The sequence below is a fragment of the Micromonospora sp. NPDC003944 genome, from assembly GCF_053605225.1.
This window is the reverse complement of sequence record NZ_JBSGIV010000057.1, coordinates 1-23,144: the sequence shown is the minus strand read 5'-3', so window position 1 is coordinate 23,144 and position 23,144 is coordinate 1. Positions and strand designations below refer to the sequence as shown.

The following is a 23,144-nucleotide window of genomic DNA, read 5'->3' as shown; positions in this document are numbered from 1 at the left end:
GCGTGGCCGCCCGAACTCAGGTCGTGGCGGGTGGGCGGACCGGCGGAGCGGTGAGCGAGTCGACCGAGCGTGGCGCGGCAGCCTCGCGCGGCGGAGCGTCGAGCGGCGCGGCGAGCACGTCCCGTTGCGGCACCCCGCCGATGCCGGACTGCTCGGCGGCGATCTTCTCCTGAAGGCGCAGGATGCCGTGCAGCAGCGCCTCCGGCCGGGGCGGGCAGCCGGGAACGTACACGTCGACCGGGATGAGCTGGTCGACACCCTTGGTCACCGAGTACGAGTCCCAGTAGGGGCCGCCGCAGTTGGAGCAGGCACCGAACGAGATGACGTACTTCGGCTCGGGCATCTGGTCGTAGAGCCGCTTGATCGCCGGGGCCATCTTGTCGGTCACCGTGCCGGAGACCACCATCAGGTCGGCCTGGCGGGGGCCGTGGGCGAACGGGATCACGCCGAGCCGGATGAAGTCGTGCCGGCCCATGCTTGTCGCGATGAACTCGATGGCACAGCAGGCCAGACCGAAGTTGAACACCCAGAGCGAGTAGCGGCGCCCCCAGTTCAGCACGAACCGGATCGGCTCGCCGAGCACTGCCGGCAGCTGCACGAGCGCCCCCTCTCCTCCTCGACAGTGAATCACAGGCGTCGTCCGTACGGTCCGGCGGTGAGCGGCCCGTACACCTCGCCAGGTGTCCCCGAGCCGACAGACAGCCCGGCCGCCGGCCGCACCGTACGCCACGGGGGCGTGCGGCGCGGCCGGCGCTCCGGTCACCAGCTGGGACGTTGCAGCAGGCCGACGAACTCGACGAGCAGCCGTTCCCGCAACGCCGGCGGTGCGGCGTCGAGCAGAGTGTTGACCACCGCCATCCGCTCCGGCAGCGGTGCGCCGTCCGCTTCGCCGCCCATTCCCAGCCCTGCGGCCAGGCCCGCGACCAGCTCCGGGGTCAGCGCATCAGGCGTGAGGGCGCCGGCCAGCGCGGCCACCTCCGCGGGCAGCCGCACCGGGCCGGCCGCTCGCGCCGCCGCCACCGCGTCGCCCAGGTCCGGCCCGAACTCGGCCACCCGGGGCGCGACCGCGGCGGTGACGGTGAGGTGCACGCTTGCGGGCAGACCGGCGTACGAGAGCTGGGGTTGGGTGTGCCAGCCCCGCGCGGTCAGCTCGTCGACCAGGACGAACAGGTCCGGGCCATCCTCCGTGGCGGTGAAGCAGACCACCGTCGACTCCGGCTCCGCCATCAATCGCAGCCCGTCGACGGTTCGCACCGCGTCGGCCAGACCGGCGACCGCGTCCCGGGTGGTGGCGGTCAGCCGCAGGTAACCGTCGTCGCCGAGGTGCCGGACGGTGGCGTACGCGGCGGCGATCGGCCCGCCCGAGCGGGTGGACGCGATCACCGGGTTGATCATCGTGTAGCCGGGCCAGTCGGCGTACGCGAAGTACTGCGGAGCACGAAGTGCGGCGTCCCGGTGCAGCAGCACCGACACCCCCTTCGGCGCGTACGCGTACTTGTGCAGGTCGACCGAGATGGAGGTGACCCCGGGCACCGCGAAGTCGAACGCCGGCACCGGCTCCCCGAGACGGCGTAGGTACGGCAGGGTCCAGCCGCCGAAGCAGGCGTCGACGTGGCAGCGCACCCCGGCCTCGGCGGCGGCGGCCGCGATCTGCGCGACCGGGTCCACGACCCCGTGCGCGTACGACGGCGCGGAGCAGGCGACAAGCACCGTCTCCGGGCGGATCGCGGCGGCCATCGCGGCCGGGTCGGGGCGCAGCGTCTCGGGGGAGACGGGTACGACGTCAAGCTCCACCCGCAGGTAGTGCGCCGCCTTGGCGAATGCCGCGTGCGCGCTCGACGGCACCACGATCCGGGGTGCGGAGATCTCCGGGTGGGCGTCCCGGGCGGTCTTGACGGCGAGGATCAGCGATTCCGTGCCGCCGCTGGTGACGCTGCCGACGACGTCAGGTGCGGTGGTGCCCGGGCCAGCGCCGAGCACCCGGCCGGCGGCGGCGACGAGGGCGTTCTCCATCGCCAGCAGGGACGGGAACGCGGTCGGGTCCAGACCGTTGACGTGCGCGCTCTCCCGGTGGGCGGCGGCGGCCAGCTCGTCCAGCCCCGGCACCGCAGGGTCGTAGACGTACGCGAACAGCCGTCCGCCGTGGGTGGGCGCGTCGGCCGCCCGCAGCTTCCGCACCTCCTCGAGTGCCCGTTCCGCTGGAACCCCGGTGGCGGAGAGCGCCCCGGCCTCGACCCTGCTCTCGTCGATCATGGAGTTGCGGTGCCCTTCTCGTGACGGTTAACGGCTCTCATCCCCCAGCACAACTCCATGATCGACCCGGTCACCCCGCGCGGTGAGGGTGTACTGGCGCAGGAGAAGGATCGGCGGGGCGATGAGCAGGGCGGGGATCAGTGTGAAGCCGAGGAGGACGCCGAGTCTCGCCGTGTCGGACTGGACCGCCGCCGAGCCGGTGTCGGAGGAGACGTAACCGGAGAGCTGAAGCACCAGCCCGTAGATACCCGGGCCGAGTGCCAGGCCGAGGGTCTCACCGGCGGTCCACAGGCCGGTGAAGACGCCCGCCTGCCGTCGCCCGGTGCGCGCCGTCTCGTACGCGATGCAGTCCGGCAACATCGCCAGCGCGAAGACCTGCTGCCCGGCGTACCCCACGCCGATCAGCGCGACCACGAGGTACACGGCGACCGGCGGCAGCACCGGGGCGGCGACCAGGGCGAACGCGCCGACGGCGAGGATCAGCGAGGCGACGACGAGCGCGGTCCGCTTGCCCAGCCGGGCACCGACCCGGGACCAGACCGGCATCACCAGCAGCGCCGGCCCGACGAAGCAGACGAAGAGCAGGGTCGGCCCGCTCTCCTCGTCGCGCAGGATCTGCCCCGCGAAGTAGTTGACCCCGGCCAGGATCGTCGCCACCCCGGCGGACTGCACCACGAAGCAGATCAGCAGTGCCCGGAACGGGCGGTTGGCACCGGCCACGGCGAGCTGGGCGCGCAGGGTCGGCTCGCTCTCGCCCACCGTGCCGGTCGGCGCGGACCGGGTGCCCAGGAACGCGCCGAGGGCACCGAGCGCGATCAGCACCGCCACGAACACACCCATCCAGCGGTGCCCGGCCACGCCGTCACCGCCGACGCTCACCACAAGTGGCGCGACCGCCCCGGAGACCAGGATGGCAAGTGCCAGCACCGCGATCCGCCAGGTCATCAGCCGCGTCCGCTCGGCGTAGTCGCCGGTCAGCTCCGCCGGCATCGCCACGTACGGCACCTGGAAGAAGGCGAACGCGGTGGCGGTGGCGAGGAAGGCGAACGCCACGTACGCCGCAGCGCCGGAACCGTTACCGAACGGTGCGGCGAAGATCGACGCGAACAGGACGGCGAGCGCGAGGCCGGCGACGAGCAGGTAGGGCCGGCGGGCGCCCCACCGTGACCTGGTGCGGTCGGAGATCCGCCCGGCAACCGGGTTGACCAGCACGTCCCAGGCCTTGGGCAGCAGCACCAGCAGGGCGGCCAGCCCGGCGGCCACGCCCAGGGTGTCGGTCAGGTACGGCAACAGCAGCAGACCGGGCACGGTGCCGAACGCTCCGGTCGCCAGGGAACCGAGCGCGTAGCCGGCGTGCACCGATCGGGGCAGCGGGCCGGTGGCTGACGAGCCGGCACCCGGCGGCGTTTTCATGGGGCCGAATGTTACTCACGTTAGGTCGACGGCTGACCACCCTGCCGGCCCTGGTGAACACAACCGAACAGTCAGGTTGGCGGCACTGCAAACCCGCAACCGCCATCACTGTGTCGGAGTGTTAACGATGCCCAGGGCAGACCAGCCCGGCGGCAACGGGGAGGGGCAGTGACAGCAACGATGGGAGCCCGCGCCAATGAACCACCGGGGACACGGACGGCCGGTGAAGTGGTCGCGACGATCACCTTCGACGACTTCTACCACGCGCACTTCCGCAGCGTGACCGCCCAACTGTGTGCGTACACCGGGGATCTGGGGCATTCACAGGACCTGGCCCAGGAGGCGTTCTACCGAGCGCTGGCCCGCTGGGACCGCCTGGTCCGGTACGACGACCCGGTCGCCTGGGTCCGACAGGTCGCCTGGAACCTGGCCAGAAGCCGGTGGCGTCGCCTGCGTACCGCCCGCAACCATCTCTTGCGGCAGCGACGCGCCGAGGCCGAGGTGGCCGGGCCGACCCCCGACCGGGTGGCGATCGACGCCGCGCTGGCGCAGTTGCCGGCGAACCATCGCCGAGCGGTCGTCCTGCACTACCTGGCCGATCTCTCCGTCAGTCAGATCGCCGCCCAGGAAGGGGTGGCCGCGGGCACCGTGAAGTCATGGTTGCACCGCGGCCGGACGGCCCTGGCCGGGCTGCTCGACGAGAACACCGAGGGGGTGTCCGATGGATGACCTCGATGCGCGACTGCGCGAGCGGCTCACCGCGTACCGCAATGGCGTGGTCGACCAGGTCGCCGGCCCTGGCCCGGACCAGGCCCGGTATCTCCTCCGCCAACGCCGCCGGATGACAGCGGCGGCCGTGGTCGCCATGGCGGTCGTCCTGGTGGTGGCCCCCATCGTCGCCAACGCCGCGCTGCGTGACGACCAGAGCCCGCCGGTTCCGGCGGAGTCCGTCGAACCGACAGCCCCGCCGACGTCGGCACCGCCGACGCCCACACCGCCACCGTCGCCAGCGGCGACCACAGGCACCCCGAAGCCCCCGGACGGGCGGATCAGTCGGGCCCAACTGCTCGCCACCCGCGTCGACCTGCCGAGTTGGCCGTCAGGCCCGGCGGAGGGCGGCTGCGCCACCTCGAAGGTCCGACTCAAGGCCAGCACGACGCAGACCCTCGTGTCGGAGTTGGCAGCCGACGCGTTCGAGTACGGCGACCTGGACGACGACGGCGCCGTGGAGACCGTCGCCCTCGTCGCCTGCCGGTACGGCGAGACGTCGGCGAAGCAGGTGGTGGCCTTCGACCGGGACCCGGACGGTCGGATCGTGACCGTCGGCAGGGTGGTCCGGACCGGCGACGGGTTCGACGACATTCGCGCGGTGGAGATCAAGGAGAACGGGTCGGTCGAGGTGCGGGTGGCCGACATCGTGCCGTGCTGCGGCACCCCCACGTACCTGCGGCGGGAGCAGGTGCGGACATACCGGTGGGACGGGGAGCGATTCGATCAGACCGACGGCCCCACGGCTTTCGGCAAGGACCCCCGGCTCACCGACCTGACGTTGAGCATGACCCACGAGCTGGCCGAAGTCCCCGGTTCCGTGGCCCGACGCAAACTGACCACCGTCTTCACGGTCACCAACGCCGGGCCGCTCGACGCGCCCCAGATCGCCATCCGCGGCTTCCACTTCGAGACCAGTGGCGCGGACTGGTCGACGTGCGACCCGACGCACGCGGCCGACACCAACAACTGGGCGTGCCTGCTACCCGGAGTGCCGGCCGGTGGGTCGCGGCGCTACACGTTCGTCCAGCTCGTGCCGAGCAAACCCGGGGCCGACGCCCAGACCCGAGGATTCTGGGTCGCCCACCACGATGCCCAGGATCGCGAGTGGCCCGACCTCAACAGTGACGACAACAGCGTCGATCTACCCTTCAAGCTCTGAACCACGCACCCGCGCGGCGGGGTTGGTCACCGGTCCTCGTCCGGTGACCAACCCGCCGCCGCGATGTCCACACCCTCGCCGCGCAGCGGCACTCCCTCGGATCGCAGTCGCGCCCGCGCCTCCCGCTCGTGCCCCGGCGGTAGTCGACCACTCGCGGTCACCACCCGATGCCAGGGCACCGACCCACCGTGCCGCGCCATGATGTTGCCGACCAACCGGGCCGAGGTGCGACCCGAACGCTCGGCCAGGGCGTCGGCCACCCCGCCGTACGACATGACCCGGCCCTCCGGGATCCGCTCGACCAGATCGAGCACCGCCTCGACGTACTCGTCAGGAGTCACAATCCGCCACCATATGGGAACGCCGCCGGGCGGTGCGGCCGTGACCACGCAGAATGGTCGGGTGCGCGACGCAGTCACGACGGCCCGACGGGTCGTCGTCAAGATCGGATCCTCCTCGTTGACCACCGCCACCGGCGGGTTGGCCGACGAGCGCGTCGACACGCTTGTCGACACCCTCGGTCGGCTCACCGCCGAAGGGCGCGAGGTGGTGCTTGTCTCGTCCGGCGCCATCGCCGCCGGGCTCGCCCCACTCGGGCTACCCCGACGCCCGCGCGACCTGGCCACCCAGCAGGCCGCCGCGAGCGTCGGGCAGGGGCTGTTGATCGGCAGGTACGCGACAAGCTTCGCCCGGCACGGCCGGACCGTCGGGCAGGTGCTGCTGACCGTCGACGACGTGACCCGGCGAGCGCACTACCGCAACGCGTACCGGACGCTGCGCAAGCTGCTCGACCTGCGGGCGGTGCCGATCGTCAACGAGAACGACACGGTGGCCACCCAGGAGATCCGGTTCGGCGACAACGACCGGCTGGCCGCCCTGGTGGCCGCCCTGGTCCACGCCGACCTGCTGGTGCTCCTCTCCGACGTGGACGCGCTCTGGACCGGCGACCCCACCAACCCGCACTCGACCCGGATCACCGAGGTCCGCGACGACGCGGACCTCGCCGGCATCACCATCGGCGGGGCCGGCCGCTCCGGCGTCGGCACCGGCGGCATGGTGACGAAGGTCGAGGCGGCCCGGATCGCCACCGGCTTCGGCATCCCGGTGGTGCTCACCGCCGCCGACCTGGCCGCGCCGGCGCTGGCCGGCGAACCTGTCGGCACGCTCTTCCACCCGCAGCGGCAACGCCCGACGGCCCGGCTGTTCTGGCTGGCCCACGCCACCTCACCCCGGGGGCGGTTGCACCTCGACCCGGGCGCGGTCGCCGCAGTCGTCGGACGGCGCAAGTCGCTGCTCCCGGCCGGCATCACCGCCGTGGACGGCACGTTCACCGCCGGCGACCCGGTGGACCTGGTGGACACCGCCGGCGCGTCGGTCGCCCGAGGGCTTGTCAACTACGACGCGGTGGAGCTGCCGGGGCTGCTCGGCCGCTCCACGTCCGAACTCGCCGCGGCGCTCGGCCCGGCGTACGAACGAGAGGTCGTCCACCGCGACGACCTCGTGCTGCTGTGAGGAGTCGATGATGAGCGTCGTCGAGCAGGCGCGTCGGGCGCGGGACGCCGCCGCCGACCTGGCCACGGCCACCCGTACGGTGAAGGACGCCGCGCTTGTGGCGATGGCCGACGCGCTCGTGGCGCGTACCCCGGAGATCCTGACCGCGAACGAGACAGACCTGGCGGCCGGCCGCGAGGCCGGGCTGAGCGCGGCCGTGCTCGACCGGCTCGCGCTCGACGCGGGGCGGGTGGCAGGCATCGCCGACGCGCTGCGTGAGATGGCCGCGTTGCCCGACCCGGTGGGCGAGGTCGTCCGCGGGTCCACTCTGCCCAACGGCCTGGAGCTGCGCCAGATCCGGGTGCCGTTCGGGGTGGTCGGCATCATCTACGAGGCGCGCCCCAACGTGACTGTGGACGCCGCCGGGATCTGCCTGAAGTCCGGCAACGCGGCGCTGCTGCGCGGCTCGTCGTCGGCCGCGCACTCCAATGCCGCGCTTGTCGCGGTGCTGCGCGACGCGGTCGCCGGGGCAGGGCTGCCCGCCGACGCGGTGCAGTTGCTCGACGCCAGCTCCCGCGACTCGGGCAAGGAGCTGATGCGCGCCCGAGGGCTTGTCGACGTGCTCATTCCGCGCGGTGGCGCGTCGCTGATCCGCACCGTGGTCGAGGAGTCGACAGTGCCGGTGATCGAGACCGGGGTGGGCAACTGCCACGTCTACGTCGACGCCGCCGCCGACCTCGCGAAGGCCCTCGCGGTGACGCTGAACGCCAAGACGCAACGCCTCTCCACCTGCAACACCGCCGAGTCGCTGCTGGTGCACGCGGGCATCGCCGACGCGTTCCTGCCGCCGGTGCTGGCCGCGTTCGCCGAGGCGGGGGTGACCGTGCACGGCTCACCCGAGGTGGCCGCCCACTCCGCCGCCGTGGTCCCGGCCACCGAGGAGGACTACGCCACCGAGTACCTGTCCGCCGACATCTCGGTGGCGGTGGTCGACTCGCTTGACGAGGCGGTGGCGCACATCCGACGCTACGGCACCGGGCACACCGAGGCGATCCTCACCGACTCGGCGAGCGCGGCCCGCGACTTCGTCGCACGGGTGGACGCGGCGGCGGTGATGGTGAACGCCTCGACCCGGTTCACCGACGGGGGCGAGTTCGGCTTCGGCGCGGAGATCGGCATCTCCACCCAGAAGCTGCACGCCCGCGGGCCGATGGGCCTACCCGAGCTGACCAGCACCAAGTACGTGGTAACCGGCGACGGCCACGTGCGCTAGTGGTGCTTGCCGCAAGGCGGCGCGGGTCGTGGCGGGCTCAGCCGGGCGGCGCGGGCCGGGCCGCCCGGATCGCGGCCAACGTGGCGTGCACGTCGAACTGGTGGCCGTCGTCGCTCTCCCAACCGCCGTCGGTGCGTTGGGTCTCGGCCAACCGGCGCAGCGCCCGCACCATGATCCAGTCCTGTGGGTCGACGCCGGCGCGGCGCAGCGTGGCCGCCAACCACGCCACGTCGCCGGGGGACATCTTCGGCATCCGCTCGGCGAGCACCACCTGAATCCGCGCCGACTCCTGGAACATCTCCTGCCGGTGCAGTACGGCCGCGCTCAGCCAGCCGGCCGCGAGGTAGGACGGCCAACTTCCGTCCGGGCGCAGCCGCGCGGCGAGCGAGTGGGCCGCCGCCTGCACCACCCCGGCGTACGCCCCACCGACGCGATGGTCGAGCGGACCCGAGGCCCGGGCGTCCAGGCCGGCGACGGTGAGCCAGAAACCGGCGTTTGCGGACACGAGGAATGCGGCCTCCGGGTCGCCGGGCCGGGCCCACTCCGGTGCCGAGTCGGCAAGCGACGCGTCCTCTTCCCAACCGCCGTCGGCCTGCTGCCGGGACGCCAGCCAGTCAAGTGCGCGCCGGGCTGCGGGTCGGCCGAGCGCGCCCAGGTCGTCCAGTTCGGCGAGCCGGAAGCAGGTGGCGTCGATCGAGGCGACCGGGCCGCCCCAGGTGGCCGGCCAACCGCCGTCGGCGGACTGGCCCACCTCGGCCGTCTCCAGCAACTCGGCGGGCACGGCGGTGCCGTTGCGGAGCCAGGAGAGGCGGGCACGGTCCACCGCGTCCCCATGCGCCACGACGAACCCGATCGCGGCTTCCAAGTCGACCACGGCGGAGACGCTACCTGCGCAGACGCAATGCCGCCTCAGAGAATCGGCCAGGCCGAACTGGCTGCGTCGCTCCGGCCGTCGGGCTGCTCGGCGTTATCTGCGTCGATTTGCAAGAGCGGCGGCGCGGCCCAGGGCAGACGGCGCGGGCCAGCAGCGGGCGGTGCGGGTGTGGGCCGGGGCGGCACGGTGTTGGCCGGGGCGGCACGGTGTTGGCCGCCCCGGCCGGCCCGGTCAGTACGCGGGCAGCGACGGGTCGATCTGCTTGATCCAGGAGAGCACGCCGCCCTGCACGTGTACGGCGTCCTTGAAACCGGCCGCCTTGAGCGCGGCGAGTGCCTCCGCCGAGCGGACGCCGGACTTGCAGTGCAGCACGATCTGCCGGTCCTGCGGCAGCTTGGCGAGCGCCTCACCGGAGATGATGTCGCCCTTGGGGATCAGGGTGGCGCCGGGGATGCGGACGATCTCGTACTCGGCCGGCTCCCGTACGTCGACGAGGTAGATGTCCTTGCCGGCGTCCTGCCACTCCTTGAGCTCGAGTGCGGTGATTGTCGAGTCGACGGTCGCCTCCTGGGCTTCTTCGGAGACCGCGCCGCAGAAGTCCTCGTAGTCTTCGAGCAGGTCGGTGACCGTCGGGTTCTCGCCGCAGAGCGCGCAGTTCGGGTCCTTGCGAACCTTGATCTTGCGGTACTCCATCTCCAGGGCGTCGTAGACCATCAGGCGGCCGACGAGCGGCTCACCGACGCCGGCGAGCAGCTTGATCGCCTCGTTCACCTGGATCGAGCCGATCGACGCGCAGAGCACCCCGAGGACGCCACCCTCGGCGCAGGAGGGGACCATGCCGGGCGGCGGCGGCTCCGGGTAGAGGCAGCGGTAGCAGGGGCCGTGCTCGGCCCAGAACACCGACGCCTGGCCGTCGAAGCGGTAGATCGAGCCCCAGACGTACGGCTTGCCCAGCAGCACTGCCGCGTCGTTGACCATGTAGCGGGTGGCGAAGTTGTCGGTGCCGTCGACGATCAGGTCGTACCTGGCGAAGATCTCGCGGACGTTCTCCCGGTCCAGCGCGGTGTTGTGGATCTCCACGTTGACCAGGGGGTTGATCTCGCGGATCGACGCGGCGGCCGACTCGGCCTTGGACCTGCCGATGTCGGAGACGCCGTGGATGATCTGGCGCTGGAGGTTGGACTCGTCGACGGTGTCGAAGTCGATGATGCCGAGCGTGCCGACCCCGGCTGCGGCGAGGTACATCAGGGCGGGCGACCCGAGACCACCGGCGCCGACACAGAGCACCCGGGCGTTCTTGAGCCGCTTCTGGCCGGTCACCCCGACGTCCGGGATGATCAGGTGGCGCGAGTAACGGCGGATCTCGTCTACGGTCAGCTCGGCGGCGGGCTCGACGAGCGGGGGCAACGGCACGGTGGACTCCCCGGGATCGGCGGTGTGAACCGCGCCATTGTTGCTCGCGGGAGCCCCGCTCGGCCATGAGGGACGACACGTGGTCCGGTATGCGGGAGCGGGAATAACCGACGACTCGTCCGATCAGGGAATGATGTCCCCCGCGTAGCGACGACCGTCGAGGTACGGCCAGGCGTTGGCGACGCAGCCGTGCAGGCCGTACGTCTGCTGCTGCATCACCGGGGCCGGCTCCCCCGGGCCGGGGCACGCCTCGTGGTCCTCGCCGAACTCGTGGCCCACCTCGTGGTTGATGACGTAGGTCCGGTAGGTGTCCAGCGATGCGCCGTAGTCGGGGACCGCCTCCATCCAGCGGGCCAGGTTGATGACGACCTGACCGGGCAGGCGGCAGGAGGTGTAGCGCTCGGTGGTCAACCCGCCCTCGGCGCACATCCGCTCGGACGTGACCGGGGTGGCCAGGTAGATGGTGAAGTCGGCGGCACCCGCGTCGGCCACCCGTTGCACCCGCAGCTCGTCGGACGCGATCCAACTGCGCGGGTCGGCAAGTACCTCGTCCACCCTGGCGGCGAACTCGTCGGCGTCCTGGCCGGCGCCGCGTTCGACGACGACCCGGTAACGGCGCAGCGGCCCGTCCGTGCCGTACACGGATGTCTCGCCGTCGGCCACGGTGAAGCGGCCCGCTCCGACCGACGGGTAGGTGGTGGGCGCCGGGTGCGCGACCCCACCGCCGTGGCCCATTCCACCCTGGGTGGTGGCCGGAGGCTCGCTTGACGGCTCACCGCCCCGGCTCACCGTCACGCCGACTGCGGCGGCGAGCACGAGTAGGCCGAGCAGCATGCTGCGGCGACGACGCCGGTGCATCCGAACGAGTGCGGGACGCGCACCCCGCAGCGCCGACCGGGGGTCGGACGGCTGCGGCGGGCCGTAAGGGGACGACGGCGTCATGAGCCAAGCGTGACAGATTATTCGGGCATTTCTCCGATTTTGCTCCTATTGCCATAAGACGCCTGATGGAGGGGTGGACGGTCGGCGTGTCGAGCCGATCGGCTCACAGGGCGGGGCCGGTGTGACGACGCCCGTTCAGGTACGGCCACGGGTTGGCCCGGCACCCGTTGAGGAAGAGCGTCTGCTGCATCATCACCGGCGCCGGCCGACCGGCACCGGGGCAGCGCTCGTGCCGATGCCCCAGCTGGTGACCCACCTCGTGATTGACGACGTACGTCCGGTAGACCGCCAGCGGCACGGCAGCCGAGACGAAGTGCGGCACCGACAGCCGCCACCGATCCAGGTTGATGATCACCTGACCGGGTGCCCGACAGGACGTGTACGGCCGGCCGTTGATCCGGATGTCCACCCCACCCTGAGCGCACATCCGGCCCGCGGTGCGAGCCGTGGCGAGGTAGACGGTGAAGTCGCGAGGCGCAGCCCCGGGCACCTGCTGAAGCCGAAGCCTGCCGCTGTCGACCCAACTGCCCGGCCCGGCGAGCGCCGTCTGAACCGCCTGGGCGAACTCGCCGGCGTCCTCGTCACTGCCCGACTCCACCGCGACCCGGTAACGCCGCAGCTCACCCGCCCGGCCCAGCACCGGGCCGGAGCGGGAGTCGTAGCCGAAGCTGCCCGTGCCGGCGCTCGGCACCGCGCCGGGCACCCGCAACACCGGGGGCGGGCTGGACGGAGGCACGGCAGAGGGCGAAGGCTCCGGCGGCAGCGGCGCGGCCACCAGCGGCGGTGGCGAGCCGACCTGCTCGGCGGCCAGCCGCTCGGCGCCGGGATGCCCACCCGGCCCCTCAGCGATCACGGTCACCGCCGCGCCGACCGCCACCACCACCGCCACCAACTGGGCGAGCAACGCGAAACGTCGCCGACGGCGCACAGGAGGGCGGGCTGAGCTGGGCATCCAGGTCAGCCTGCCAGATCGGACCGCCCCGCGACCTCCCCCGTTTCGGCGAGCAGAGCGACCACCGCGCGGGCAACCAACCGGGGAACCTCCAACTGCGCCACATGGCCGACACCGTCGAGCATCATCAATCGGCTGTCCGGAATGACCCGGGCGGTCTGCGGCGCGACCCGCACGTCGACCAGACGGTCCTTTAGGCCCCCCACCACCAGGGTCGGTGCGCGTACCGCCCCGGCGAGACGCCACAGCGAACCCGGCCCCGGCAGGTACGACCGCAGGAAGCTGGAGACCAGCCCACGGAACGTCCGGACGTACGCGGCGGCGTAGTGCTCGGCCTCGTACCGCACCCGGATCTCCTCCAACGCCTCGGCCCGGCGCTGATCGCAGATCCGGCTGAGGTCGGCGACGCAGGCCTCCAGCACCTGCTGGGCCATCACCTCCGGCGGGAGCTGGGTGAGGTGCCGGGCGACAAGCCGTTCACCGCCGGGAAGTGCGAGCACCGGCAGCATCCGCCCCTGCAACGAGCGCCGGAAATCCAGGAACGGCAGCGCCGGGGAGATCAGCGTGAGGGTACGCACGAGATCCGGCCGGAGCCCGGCGACCTGGACCGCCACCGTGCCGCCGAGCGAGTTGCCGAACAGGTGCACCGGACCTCGACCGGAGTGCTCGATCCAGCGGACCACCAGATCGGCGAAGGCCGGAACGGTGTAGCGCGGGCCCGGCTCGCTACGGCCGAAGCCGGGCAGGTCGATGGCCTGCCCGTCCAGCCGGTCGGCGAGCAGCCCAGCCAGGTCGGTCCAGTTCTGTGACGACCCGCCCAGCCCGTGCACGTACAGCGCCGGCTCCGCGCCGGCGGCGGTGGCCGGGGTGTCCCGCACGTACGTGACCAGGCCGTCGAGGCGAACTTCCCGGCCCGGCCACGGCGGCGGGACACTGTCGTCGGGGAGCAGGTGGTCCGGCCAGAGGGCGGCGCTTCTCATCCCTCCAGTCTGCCCCGGACCACTCAGGACAGCAGCGCCTCCAGTCGACGGTTGACCGCCGCAAGCGTCGCCCGGACCACCGCCTGACGGGGGTCACCCGCGACCAGGGCCGATCCGGCCAGCTGCTCGACCCAGCCCTCACAGACCAGCAGCGCCACCACGGTGGCCACCTCGCAGTTGCCGAACGGCACCACCGCCGCGTGCTCGACGAAGCAGCGCCCCCGCTCGGCGTTCTCGGTGCCGCGCAGCAGCTCGTCCACCGCGGCGGCAGCCGCCACCGCGCAGAGCCGCAGCACGTAGCCGTCCACCGCCGGGCCGGTGGCGTACCCGGAGGCGCTGTCCTCCCCGGCCAGCAGCCGGACCTCGACGTTCGCGTCCAGGCCGAAGGTGCTGACCTGCACGTGGTCGATCACCACGCGGGGGCCCGGCGTGCCGCCGGTCTCCAGCGGCCGGGACGGCGCCGACTCCGTCGTGGTCACCTGACCACCTGAGTACGAGGTGCCAAGCGTCGCCGGGCTACCTGTCGCGGCACCGGCCGGGGCGGCCGACACCGACCCGGGTTCCTCGACTGTGGCGCGACCCCGGTGCGGAGTGTTCGCCCGACGGCGGCGCGTCGGGTCCGTGCTGGGCCGCGGCTCCGGGCCGGGCGGTGTGGTCTCGGCCCGACTGCCGGGTGGGCGGACGACCGTCGGCGAATCGGCGGCCCGAACCTCGCCGGGCTCGCGCAGGGCCGCGTTCTGGGTCGCCGGGGTACGCCGCTCGGTGGATCGCGTCTCGGCCGCGCGACGGCGAACCGGCGGAGGTGGCGTGGTGGGCAGACCGGGCACGTTCTGTGGCGCCGCGGCCAACCCCATCCGCTCCTGCAGAAGCCGGGCCACCTGCCGGCTCACCTCGGCCGGGTCGGCGCCGTCGGCCAGGTCCAGTCGAAGGCTGTGCGCACCGGCCGGCGTACGCCGCAGGGCCGCGTCACGGACTCCCGCCACCTCCCGGACGGCGTCCAGGATCGCGTTGACGTCGAACCCCTCGGGGCGCTCCCGCAAGGGGGCCGGCTCGTCATCCCGGCACAGGTGAGTGGCGATGCGGGCGAGTTCCGGGGTCTCGGCGGGTGGGTCCACGGCTGGCGGCTCCGGCACGACGGGCACGTCCGGTTGGGCGGGGACGCGCTGCGGCAGCACCACCGCGCTCGGGGCCGACTGCCGGTCGGCGTCGGACGACGACGTCGGGTCGGGGGCGGATCGGCGCGCCGCATACGCGGAGGGGGACGCCGGTGTGGACTGGTCGCGGCGGCCGGAACCCTTGGTGGCGGCGGCCGTTGAGGACGGGGTGTCCTTCGACGCCGGGTCGCTGACCGGCGCGGCCGGCTGGGGCGACTCGGCGGGTGACGGAGCGGGCGGCTCGGGCGACTCCGGTCGGAGTCGGAACGGCGCGGTCGGCCGGACCTCGGGCCGTGACTGGCCGGGCGTCTCACCCCCGTCGCCCCCACCGATGCCTGCCGACCGGCTCGCCGGCCAGGACGGACGTTCGACCGGACTCGCCGGGATCCGACCCTCGGCCCAGTCGGGCCGCTCGGCCCGGGAACCGCTCGCCGTCGGCGAGCCGGTGGTCCACGAGGAGCGCTCCGCGACCAGGGACGGGCCGGCCGGGGCCGGCGGCGCGTCGGTAAGCGTCGGAGGCGGGCCGGCCGGTGCCGGGGGTGGGCCGGCGGGTGCGGCAGGTGACGCATCGGCTGGTGCCGGCTTGTCCGCCGGCGACGGGCTGGAGGCCCAGGACGGTCGCGTCGGCGGTGCGCTGGGCGGCACCGGATCGGCTCCCCCGGCCCAGGACGGCCGTGCCGACGCCGGGCCGGTCGCGGGTGGTTCGGACCCACCGGCCCAGGACGGTCGTACCGGCGGCACGCTGGTCGCGGCCTCGGAGCCGCCGGCCCAGGACGGCCGCACCGGCGGCGCGCTTGTCGGCTTCGGGTCGACCCCGCCAGCCCAGGACGGACGGTCGGCCCGGGGCCCGCTGCTCGCCCCAGAACCCGCCCACGACGGCCGGTCGGCGGGCGGACCACTTGTCGGGGTCGCACCACCCGCCCAGGACGGCCGATCGGCCGGTGGGGCGCTTGTCGGCTCGGCGGGGCGCTCCGGCGCGGGCTCGGATTCGCCCCGGGTGGGTTCGTACGCCCGGGGCACCTCGGCGCGCACCGGCTCGTACGGGCGGGGTACCTCGGCGCGCACCGGCTCGTACGGCTGGTTCGGCTCGGCGACCCAGCCCGGCGCCGCCTCGTCCCGTGCTGCCGGGCCAGCCGGTTCGTCGTCCTGGCGGGACCAGGGTGGTGCCCAGCCGCCACCCCAACTCGGACGGTTCCAGCTGGGCCCCGACCAGTCAGGCTCGGCGGCCGGCGACTCCCCGGCCCGGTGCGACTCTCCGGAGCGGTGGGTGTCACCAGCGCGATGGGTGTCCGCCGGTCGGGGTTCGTCGGCGGCACGGCCGGGCTCACCGTCGGCGGCGTGCGCGGCTGGACCCGGGGTGCGCCCCGAGGTCGCCGCGTGCTCCGGTGTGAGCGGGGCCCGCCAGTCGCGGGGTGCGGCCGGACTGTCGTCGGCGGCCAACCGCTCGCCGGTCGGCGCGTGAAAGCCGGGCGGCACCTCGAAGCCCGACGCGGCGGTGCCGACGGGCGGCACCTGAACGGCCGGCGGGGCCGAGGTGGGTAAGCCGGGCTCGGCCCAGCGGGCACGGTGCGCGGCAGCCGGATCGACGGTGGGGCCCGCGTCGGGCTCGGTGGCACCCTGCTCTGCCGGTGGAGCGGGACGTTGGGCGGGCACCACGAGCCGGTCGCTCGGCGCGCCGGGGCGACCCTCGGCGGGCAGCCCGGGCGGGGCGCTCACCGGGCTCGGGCGCCCCGTCGGCGGTTCGAGACCGGGGTGGTGGACGCCGTTGACGTCGGCCGGGGGGTGCGTGCCGTTGACGTGGTGGCCGTTGGTGCGGGCCGGTGACTCCGGATCGCCCGACCCCCCGACCAGCGGCGATGGCAGATCGCCGTGCCGGGTCGAGGAGGTTCGCCAGCCCGACGCGGGGTCTGGCTGCCAGCGCGGGGCCTCGTCCCGGGCAGCCTCGTGGTCGGCGGCTCGGGGCCACCCACCCGCCGGAGGTGCCCACCCGCTGACGGAACGGCTCGGGTCGTCGTGCTGACCCGCTCCGTCACCGTGCTCTCCCGGGGTGGCGGCTCCGGGTTGCCCTGTTTCACTCACCGCGCGCTCCTTGGTCGCCCCCGCTGAGGCTACCGTGTGCCGAGAGTGGCGATAAGTTACAGCGGCGGGCCATTTCCACGACGGAGGTCACGGGCTTCGCCCGGTCTGGGGGGAAAATGCCGGCTCGTACGGAGAACTCGGAGGATCCCATGACCGCTGCGGGGAACGGTGCTCAGACCGCTGGCCGGCCAACTCGCCTGCCCCGCTCCGCGCGCCGTAAGCAGCTTCTCGCTGCGGCGCAGGAGGTGTTCGTCGCGCAGGGCTACCACGCCGCCGCGATGGACGACATCGCCGAGCGGGCCGGGGTCTCGAAGCCGGTGCTGTACCAACACTTTCCCGGGAAGATGGATCTCTACCTGGCGCTGCTCGACACGCACTGTGACGCCATCGTCGCTCAGGTGCAAGATGCGATGCGCGGCACCAGTGACAACAAGGAGCGGGTCAGCGCGTCGGTGCGGGCGTACTTCGACTTCGTCGACCACGAGAGCGAAGCCTTCCGGCTCGTCTTCGAATCGGACCTGCGCAACGACCCGGCGGTGCGGCAGCGGGTGGAACGGGTCGAGCAGGGCTGCATCGCGGCGATCACCGACACCATCATCTCCGACACCGGGGTGAGCCGGGCGCACGCCGAGTTGCTCGCGTCCGGGCTGGTCGGCGCGGCGGAGACGGCCGCGCAGTTCTGGCTGGCGGGCGGCCGGCAGGTGCCGAAGGCCGAGGCCGAGGCGTTGGTGGCCGCGCTGTCGTGGCGGGGCATCGCGAGCTTCCCGCTGCAAGGTGAGTCAGCCTGACCGTTGACCCCGTGATCGGATAGCCTTCGCAGGGCGGTTCTTTCGCCCCAGTTGAGGAGGCACAGTGGAGGTCAAGATCGGCGTGCAGTACGCGCCGCGCGAGCTGGTTCTGGACAGCGCGCAGTCGCCGGCCGAGATCGAGCAGATCGTGACCGACGCCTTCGCCGGCAACGGCGGCACGCTCTCCCTGACCGACGAGAAGGGCCGGCGGGTCATCGTTCCGGTCGAGAAGGTCGCCTACGTCGAGATCGCCGAGGCGTCGCCCCGGGCGGTCGGGTTCACCGTCCGCTGACCGGTCCGGCCATCGCGGCAGGTCGGCACTAGGCCCACCTGCCGCAGGCCGGCACCGGCCCGACCGACAGGTCGGTCAGTTGTTCAGCCCGACGGCGGCCATCCGCGCGGTGTGCGCGGTGGTGAGCCTGCCGAACAGCCCGGGCACGTCGACCCGGCCGTCCCGCGCGATCAGCGCGGTGAGGGTGGCCCGCTCGGCGGCGACGCGGCCAGCCTGGGACAACGCCTCGCCGACCAGCCGCCGGGCCCACATCGAGAGCCGGCCGGCCACCCTGGGGTCGTCGGCGACGGCCACCCGGATCTCTTCTGCGGCGAAGTCCGCGTACCGGGAGTCGTGCAGGACGTCGAGCACCAGCGCCCGGTCCGGCTCCTCGAGCGCATCGGCGATCTCGCGAACGAAGTCGTCGGTGATCGCGTCGCCGACGTACGCCTTCGTGACCACTTCCGCCCAGTCCCGTGGCTCGGTCGAGTCGTGGTACGCCTGCAACGGCCCGACGTAGGGCGCCATCGCCTCCTCCGGCCGCACGCCGAGTGCCCCGAGCCGGTCGGCGAGGCGGCGGTAGTTGGCGATCTCGGCTGCGGCCATCTCGTTCAGCGCGGCCCGGCGGTGCAGGTCAGGGGCGAGCCGCGCGTCACCGGCCATCCGCTCGAAGGCGAGCAGCTCACCGAAGGCGACCAGGCCCAGCAGGTCGGCGTACGCGGAACCGGAGGCGGACACGAGCGGCAGGCTATCGCGTGGCCGCCCTCCACACCGCCCCCGGTCGATCAAGGAGTTGTGGTGCCCGACTAGGGAAACAAAGGGTGTTTTGTCCACCAGCACAACTCCATGATCGACGCAGCAGACGCACGGGCACTTGTGTGGCATGAGTCACAATTACTTGCCCCGCGCGTCGGATGCCCGGCAGGGAATCGGGACGAGGGCATGCCTGTTCAGGTAACATGGAGCAGTTGCCGTGGGCGCCGATCTGATCGAAGCTCAGCCCGCGGCGCGCGTGCGGCCCGGTCCGGCTCGGCAATCTGCCGCCGACCGTGTGGCCCGCGTCAAACCGAACGCGCCCTGAGGACATGACGGGCGCACCCACGAGAGGGCACCCCCACATCCACATGAGCGACCTGACTCAAGATTTGCTGGACGGCCAGGAACTGGCCCCCACCGCCCCGGTTCGCCCGGAGGCCCCCACGTTCGCCGCACTCGGCGCCCGTACCGAGACCGTCGAGGCCCTGGCCTCGGCCGGCATCACCCGCGCCTTCGCCATTCAGGAGTACGCGATCCCGATCGCGCTGCGCGGCGTCGACCTGATCGGTCAGGCGCCGACCGGCACCGGCAAGACCCTCGGCTTCGGCGTACCGCTGCTCGACCGGGTCTTCGCCCCGGGCGAGGGCAGCGACGGCGTGCCGCAGGCGCTTGTCGTCGTACCCACCCGTGAGCTGGGCATCCAGGTCGCCAAGGACCTGGCCGCAGCCGGCCGGACGCGCGGCGTCCGGGTGCTGCCGATCTACGGTGGCGTGGCGTACGAGCCGCAGATCGACGCGCTGCGCAAGGGCGTCGAGATCCTGGTCGGCACCCCCGGCCGGTTGATGGACCTGCAGAAGCAGAAGCACCTCCGACTGGACCGGGTGCACGCGCTCGTCCTCGACGAGGCCGACCGGATGCTCGACCTGGGCTTCCTCGACGACGTCGAGAAGATCCTGGCGATGCTTCCGGAAGACCGGCAGACGATGCTCTTCTCGGCCACCATGCCGGACCCGATCGTCACCCTGTCGCGGCGCTTCCTGCGCCAGCCGATGACGATCCACGCCGGGCACACCGCCGAGACCGGCCCGTCGCCGCAGACCCAGCAGCTCGTCTACCGCACCCACTCGATGAACAAGGTCGAGGTGGTGGCACGCATCCTCCAGGCGGAGGGGCGCGGGCTGACCATGATCTTCACGCGTACGAAGAGGGCAGCCGACCGGGTCGCCGAGGACCTCGACTTCCGCGGGTTCGCGGTCGCCGCGGTCCACGGTGACCTCGGCCAGGGTGCTCGCGAGCGGGCGCTGCGGGCCTTCCGGGCTGGCAAGATCGACATCCTGGTCGCCACCGACGTGGCAGCCCGAGGGCTGGACGTCACCGGCGTCACCCACGTGATCAACTACGACTGCCCGGAAGACCAGGACACCTACACCCACCGGATCGGTCGTACCGGCCGGGCCGGCGCGACGGGCGTCGCGGTGACCTTCGTCGACTGGGACGACATGCCGCGCTGGCGGATCATCGACAAGACCCTCGGTCTGGAGATGCCAGAGCCGCCGGAGACGTACCACACGTCGCCGCACCTCTACACCGACCTGCACATCTCGACCGAGGTCAGCGGCACGTTGCCCACGGCCGAGCGCACCCGGGCCGGGCTGTCCGCCGAGATCGAGGAGGACCTGGGCGGGACGACCCGCTCCCGCCGGGGCGACGGCGGCGGTCGGGGCTCGCGACGCGGTGAGGGTCGCGGCGAGCGCCGTGGTCGGGGCGAGGGCCGCCGTGACCGCTCCGACGCCGGCACGCCGGCCGAGACGCCTGCGGCCGACGCCACCGACGAGAGCACCCGCACCCCCCGCCGCAGGCGTCGCCGCCGCGCCGGCGAGGTGGTCGCGGGCGAGGCGACCGCGGTGATCTCCGCCGACAGCGGCCCCGCAGAGCCGGCCACCGGGTCCGACGGCGAGGCGACCAAGCCGCGCCGCCGCCGGCGCCGCCGTGGTGGCGGTTCCGGTGCGGGTACGCCGGCCGAAGCGACCGCGGACTGACGTACCAGCCACACCTGACATCCCCCGCACCGCCTCGCACGGTGCGGGGGATGTTCCCTTCTCCCACCTCACCTGCCGAAGATGGAACGATGCCGCAACCACTGGACGCCGCCCTGACCGAGGTTCGGGCGCTGCTGCTCGACCCCGCGCTGACCCGGGCGGTCGCCGCCGGCCGCCGCCGAGGGCGCCGCCCCACAGTCGAGCGGGCCGAACTGCGGCCGGTGACGCTCAAGGCCGGGCCGCGAATGCAGATCACCACGTCCGACGGCGCTCGCCCGTACACCCGCAATGTCGCCCCCGGCACCGAGGCGGCCGCCGCCGTCGACGAACTGCTTGCCGAGCCGTTCGGCAACTGGCACGTCGAGACGGCCGAGGCGACCCTCCAGCTGCGGGTGACCAAGTCCGGTGAAGCGCAGGTGCACCGAGCCGCGACGTCCCGCCCGGCGGCGACGCCCGCCGGTAACGACCGGGCCAAGGATTACCTGCTCGACCCCGGCGACCCGATCTTCGCCGAGATCGGCGGGTCGGCGGCCAAACGCCGCCAGGTGGACGCGTTCCTGCGCGCCCTTGCCGCCACCCTGCCCGACGATCTGACCGGACCGCTGCGGGTGGTCGACCTGGGCTGCGGCAACGCGTACCTCACGTTCGCCGCGTACCGCTACCTGACGGGTCGGGGCCTCGACGTCCAGCTTGTCGGTGTGGATGTCCGGGAGGACCAGCGGCGGCGCAACACCGAGTTGGCGCAGCGGCTCGGCTGGGCCGATCAGGTCAGCTTCGTGGCCGGGACGATCGCCGACGCCGTCGTCGACCCCGCCCCGGACCTGGTGCTGGCGCTGCACGCCTGCGACACCGCCACCGACGAGGCGCTGGCCCGCGCGGTTCGCTGGGAGGCCCGCTGGGTACTTGCCGCGCCGTGCTGCCACCACGATCTGGCGAAGCAGCTCCGCGCCCACCCCGCCCCGGCCCCGTACGAGCTGCTGACCCGGCAGGGCATCCTGCGGGAGCGCTTCGCCGACGTGCTCACCGACGCCCTGCGCGCCGGGCTGTTGCGGGTGCACGGCTACCGGGCCGAGGTGGTGGAGTTCGTGGACTCGCAGCACACCCCACGTAACCTGCTGATCCGCGCACGTCGTACCGGCGCTGCGGCGACCGGGCCGCAGCACGCCGAGTACCGCGAGCTGGTCGACCAGTGGCGGGTCACCCCCCGGCTGGAGACCCTGCTGGCTACCGGGGAGGGGCCCGCCACCTGAAACCTGGGTGGGTCGGCCGGTATTGCGGGCGCAGGCGCTGCTGGCCTCGATGTGGCTAGCGTCGGCGGTCCCGACCACCGTTGCGCTCGCTGGCACCGTGGTCGCGCACCGACACCCGGTCGGCACCGGACCGCTGGCTGGGCCAGTCGGCGTCGCCCGCGCTGGTCGGGAACGGCACGACCTTGCCCCCGGCCTCGGCGTTGCCGGCTGCCGTGAAGGCGTTCCAGGAGATGTCCACAAGCAGCTTCTTCACCTCGGCGTGCCGGATGGCCGCGTTGTGTTGCAACGCCATCCGGGCACCGAGCAGGACCGCGACAAGTGTGGTGGTGATGGCGCCGGTGGCGGCCAGCACCTGGAGACCTGTCGCGGAGTCGGTGCGGAGCACCATGATCAGCAACCAGATCCAGAACGCGGCGGCGAAGACGCCGGCCTTGGCGACGAAGAAGAGGCTCACCGCACCGGGCTGGTACGGCTGGGGGCGGCTCGATTCGGCCATGGTGCTCCTCGGCGGTGGTCCGGGCGGACGAGGCGGGCGGCAGGCGTCAGGTCGGGACGGGCACCGAGCTTAATTGAAGAACGATGATGATCGCTCGATGCAATTTTCGTTCTGCACACACGGTTCCAGAGAAAAGTCTCGTCCATGGGACAGTTTGTGCGGTCAGTCAATTGTTTCCGGCCTCAGGAGTACTACCCTCGAAAGACGCATCGTCCCGGTGCTTCGACGGGAGGGGAAGTCACGCAGGGATGGGATCAGCCGACGTATCACCGCAGATGGCCTTCGCCCGCTTCGTCCGGCGCGCCATCGATGACGCTCGCGACGAACGTGGCTGGACCGTGAGTGATCTTGCCTCGCACACGGGCGTGGGTCGCTCCACCGTGTTCCGCTGGCTTGCCGGCGATTGGCAGGACTATCCCGAATTGGCCAAGGTGCGCGGCTTCTGCGCCGCACTGGACCTCCCGGTCGCCGCCGCGTTCCGCGCGCTGGGGCTACCCGACGCGGGTCCCGCGCCCCGCCGACGCCACGACGACGGCCCGGTCGAGGCCGACGTCCGGGCCATCCTGGACCGGCTGGCCGACCCCACGGTCCCCGCCGAGGAGAAGCACCACATCCGCGACCTCCTCCGCTACCTGGCCCGCCGCCCCATCCGCCGAGCCGGCTAACCACCCCACCCCACCCCACCCGGCCCCCCTCAACCGAGGCTGAGGCTGGGTCCGGCCCGCTTCTCCGCGGTGATCAAGAGGTTTGCGTCAAACCACGGGCGGAATCTGACGCAAACCTCTTGATC

At 72.8% G+C, this 23,144-nt stretch carries 21 protein-coding genes; 9 read left to right on the top strand and 12 right to left on the bottom strand.

Going from position 1 to position 23,144, the window contains the following annotated elements; all coding sequences use genetic code 11:
- Nucleotides 1-16: 16 nt before the first annotated feature.
- From ACWER9_RS24565 to ACWER9_RS24555, 3 genes are all read right to left on the bottom strand, one after another.
- A complete protein-coding gene (locus tag ACWER9_RS24565; RefSeq protein WP_088987536.1) occupies nt 17-598 on the bottom strand; it encodes an NADH-quinone oxidoreductase subunit B in 582 nt (193 codons plus the stop codon).
- Between the two features lie 161 nt (nt 599-759).
- On the bottom strand, nt 760-2,253 hold the full coding sequence (locus tag ACWER9_RS24560; protein ID WP_452304048.1) for a pyridoxal phosphate-dependent decarboxylase family protein: 1,494 nt from the start codon (nt 2,251-2,253) through the stop codon (nt 760-762).
- A gap of 27 nt (nt 2,254-2,280) precedes the next feature.
- Nucleotides 2,281-3,666 (bottom strand): MFS transporter, encoded by a 1,386-nt coding sequence (locus ACWER9_RS24555; RefSeq protein ID WP_452304047.1) that lies wholly within the window; start codon nt 3,664-3,666, stop codon nt 2,281-2,283.
- A gap of 180 nt (nt 3,667-3,846) precedes the next feature.
- On the opposite strand from ACWER9_RS24555, the gene ACWER9_RS24550 reads away from it, so the two are divergent.
- Nucleotides 3,847-4,395 (top strand): SigE family RNA polymerase sigma factor, encoded by a 549-nt coding sequence (locus ACWER9_RS24550; RefSeq protein WP_452304069.1) that lies wholly within the window; start codon nt 3,847-3,849, stop codon nt 4,393-4,395.
- The gene (locus ACWER9_RS24545; RefSeq protein WP_452304046.1) at nt 4,388-5,596 is read left to right on the top strand and encodes a hypothetical protein; all 1,209 of its coding nucleotides are present in this window, start codon (nt 4,388-4,390) and stop codon (nt 5,594-5,596) included. Before ACWER9_RS24550 ends, ACWER9_RS24545 begins: the two co-directional genes overlap by 8 nt.
- A gap of 26 nt (nt 5,597-5,622) precedes the next feature.
- Here ACWER9_RS24545 and ACWER9_RS24540 read toward each other — a convergent pair whose 3' ends face one another.
- Complete coding sequence (locus ACWER9_RS24540; protein ID WP_452304045.1) at nt 5,623-5,937, bottom strand: MGMT family protein; 315 nt, start codon at nt 5,935-5,937, stop codon at nt 5,623-5,625.
- Nucleotides 5,938-5,950: 13 nt separating this feature from the next.
- Here ACWER9_RS24540 and proB point away from each other — a divergent pair, with 13 nt between their 5' ends.
- Nucleotides 5,951-7,108, top strand: a complete 1,158-nt coding sequence (proB, locus tag ACWER9_RS24535; RefSeq protein WP_452304044.1) for a glutamate 5-kinase — start codon at nt 5,951-5,953, stop codon at nt 7,106-7,108.
- A 10-nt stretch (nt 7,109-7,118) separates the two neighbouring features.
- Complete coding sequence (locus ACWER9_RS24530) at nt 7,119-8,360, top strand: glutamate-5-semialdehyde dehydrogenase (RefSeq protein WP_452304043.1); 1,242 nt, start codon at nt 7,119-7,121, stop codon at nt 8,358-8,360.
- Nucleotides 8,361-8,397: 37 nt separating this feature from the next.
- Here ACWER9_RS24530 and ACWER9_RS24525 read toward each other — a convergent pair whose 3' ends face one another.
- The 6 genes from ACWER9_RS24525 to ACWER9_RS24500 form a co-directional block, all read right to left on the bottom strand.
- Entirely contained in the window at nt 8,398-9,234 is an 837-nt protein-coding gene (locus tag ACWER9_RS24525) for a squalene--hopene cyclase (RefSeq protein ID WP_452304042.1), read from the bottom strand.
- A 231-nt stretch (nt 9,235-9,465) separates the two neighbouring features.
- Nucleotides 9,466-10,647: an adenylyltransferase/sulfurtransferase MoeZ gene (gene moeZ / locus ACWER9_RS24520; RefSeq protein ID WP_452304041.1), complete on the bottom strand. Its 1,182-nt coding sequence runs from the start codon at nt 10,645-10,647 to the stop codon at nt 9,466-9,468.
- Between the two features lie 123 nt (nt 10,648-10,770).
- Complete coding sequence (locus ACWER9_RS24515; RefSeq protein ID WP_452304040.1) at nt 10,771-11,589, bottom strand: DUF3152 domain-containing protein; 819 nt, start codon at nt 11,587-11,589, stop codon at nt 10,771-10,773.
- A gap of 103 nt (nt 11,590-11,692) precedes the next feature.
- Nucleotides 11,693-12,541 (bottom strand): DUF3152 domain-containing protein, encoded by an 849-nt coding sequence (locus ACWER9_RS24510; RefSeq protein ID WP_452304039.1) that lies wholly within the window; start codon nt 12,539-12,541, stop codon nt 11,693-11,695.
- A gap of 5 nt (nt 12,542-12,546) precedes the next feature.
- Nucleotides 12,547-13,521: an alpha/beta fold hydrolase gene (locus ACWER9_RS24505; RefSeq protein ID WP_452304038.1), complete on the bottom strand. Its 975-nt coding sequence runs from the start codon at nt 13,519-13,521 to the stop codon at nt 12,547-12,549.
- Between the two features lie 23 nt (nt 13,522-13,544).
- Complete coding sequence (locus ACWER9_RS24500) at nt 13,545-16,754, bottom strand: hypothetical protein (protein ID WP_452304037.1); 3,210 nt, start codon at nt 16,752-16,754, stop codon at nt 13,545-13,547.
- Nucleotides 16,755-16,903: 149 nt separating this feature from the next.
- Here ACWER9_RS24500 and ACWER9_RS24495 point away from each other — a divergent pair, with 149 nt between their 5' ends.
- Together ACWER9_RS24495 and ACWER9_RS24490 are read left to right on the top strand one after the other, a co-directional pair.
- Nucleotides 16,904-17,542 (top strand): TetR/AcrR family transcriptional regulator, encoded by a 639-nt coding sequence (locus ACWER9_RS24495; protein WP_030489514.1) that lies wholly within the window; start codon nt 16,904-16,906, stop codon nt 17,540-17,542.
- Between the two features lie 64 nt (nt 17,543-17,606).
- The gene (locus ACWER9_RS24490) at nt 17,607-17,834 is read left to right on the top strand and encodes a DUF3107 domain-containing protein (RefSeq protein WP_030329796.1); all 228 of its coding nucleotides are present in this window, start codon (nt 17,607-17,609) and stop codon (nt 17,832-17,834) included.
- Between the two features lie 75 nt (nt 17,835-17,909).
- On the opposite strand, the gene ACWER9_RS24485 is transcribed toward ACWER9_RS24490, so the two are convergent.
- Nucleotides 17,910-18,551 carry a ferritin-like fold-containing protein gene (locus tag ACWER9_RS24485; protein ID WP_452304035.1) on the bottom strand — a complete coding sequence of 214 codons (642 nt, stop codon included), beginning with the start codon at nt 18,549-18,551 and terminating at the stop codon, nt 17,910-17,912.
- A gap of 386 nt (nt 18,552-18,937) precedes the next feature.
- Here ACWER9_RS24485 and ACWER9_RS24480 point away from each other — a divergent pair, with 386 nt between their 5' ends.
- Entirely contained in the window at nt 18,938-20,608 is a 1,671-nt protein-coding gene (locus ACWER9_RS24480; protein WP_452304034.1) for a DEAD/DEAH box helicase, read from the top strand.
- A gap of 89 nt (nt 20,609-20,697) precedes the next feature.
- On the top strand, nt 20,698-21,858 hold the full coding sequence (locus ACWER9_RS24475; protein WP_452304033.1) for a class I SAM-dependent methyltransferase: 1,161 nt from the start codon (nt 20,698-20,700) through the stop codon (nt 21,856-21,858).
- 55 nt (nt 21,859-21,913) lie between these two features.
- Here ACWER9_RS24475 and ACWER9_RS24470 read toward each other — a convergent pair whose 3' ends face one another.
- Complete coding sequence (locus tag ACWER9_RS24470; protein ID WP_452304032.1) at nt 21,914-22,354, bottom strand: hypothetical protein; 441 nt, start codon at nt 22,352-22,354, stop codon at nt 21,914-21,916.
- A gap of 248 nt (nt 22,355-22,602) precedes the next feature.
- Here ACWER9_RS24470 and ACWER9_RS24465 point away from each other — a divergent pair, with 248 nt between their 5' ends.
- Nucleotides 22,603-23,019, top strand: coding sequence for a helix-turn-helix domain-containing protein (locus tag ACWER9_RS24465; protein WP_452304031.1), 417 nt, complete (start codon nt 22,603-22,605; stop codon nt 23,017-23,019).
- Nucleotides 23,020-23,144 lie beyond the last annotated feature (125 nt).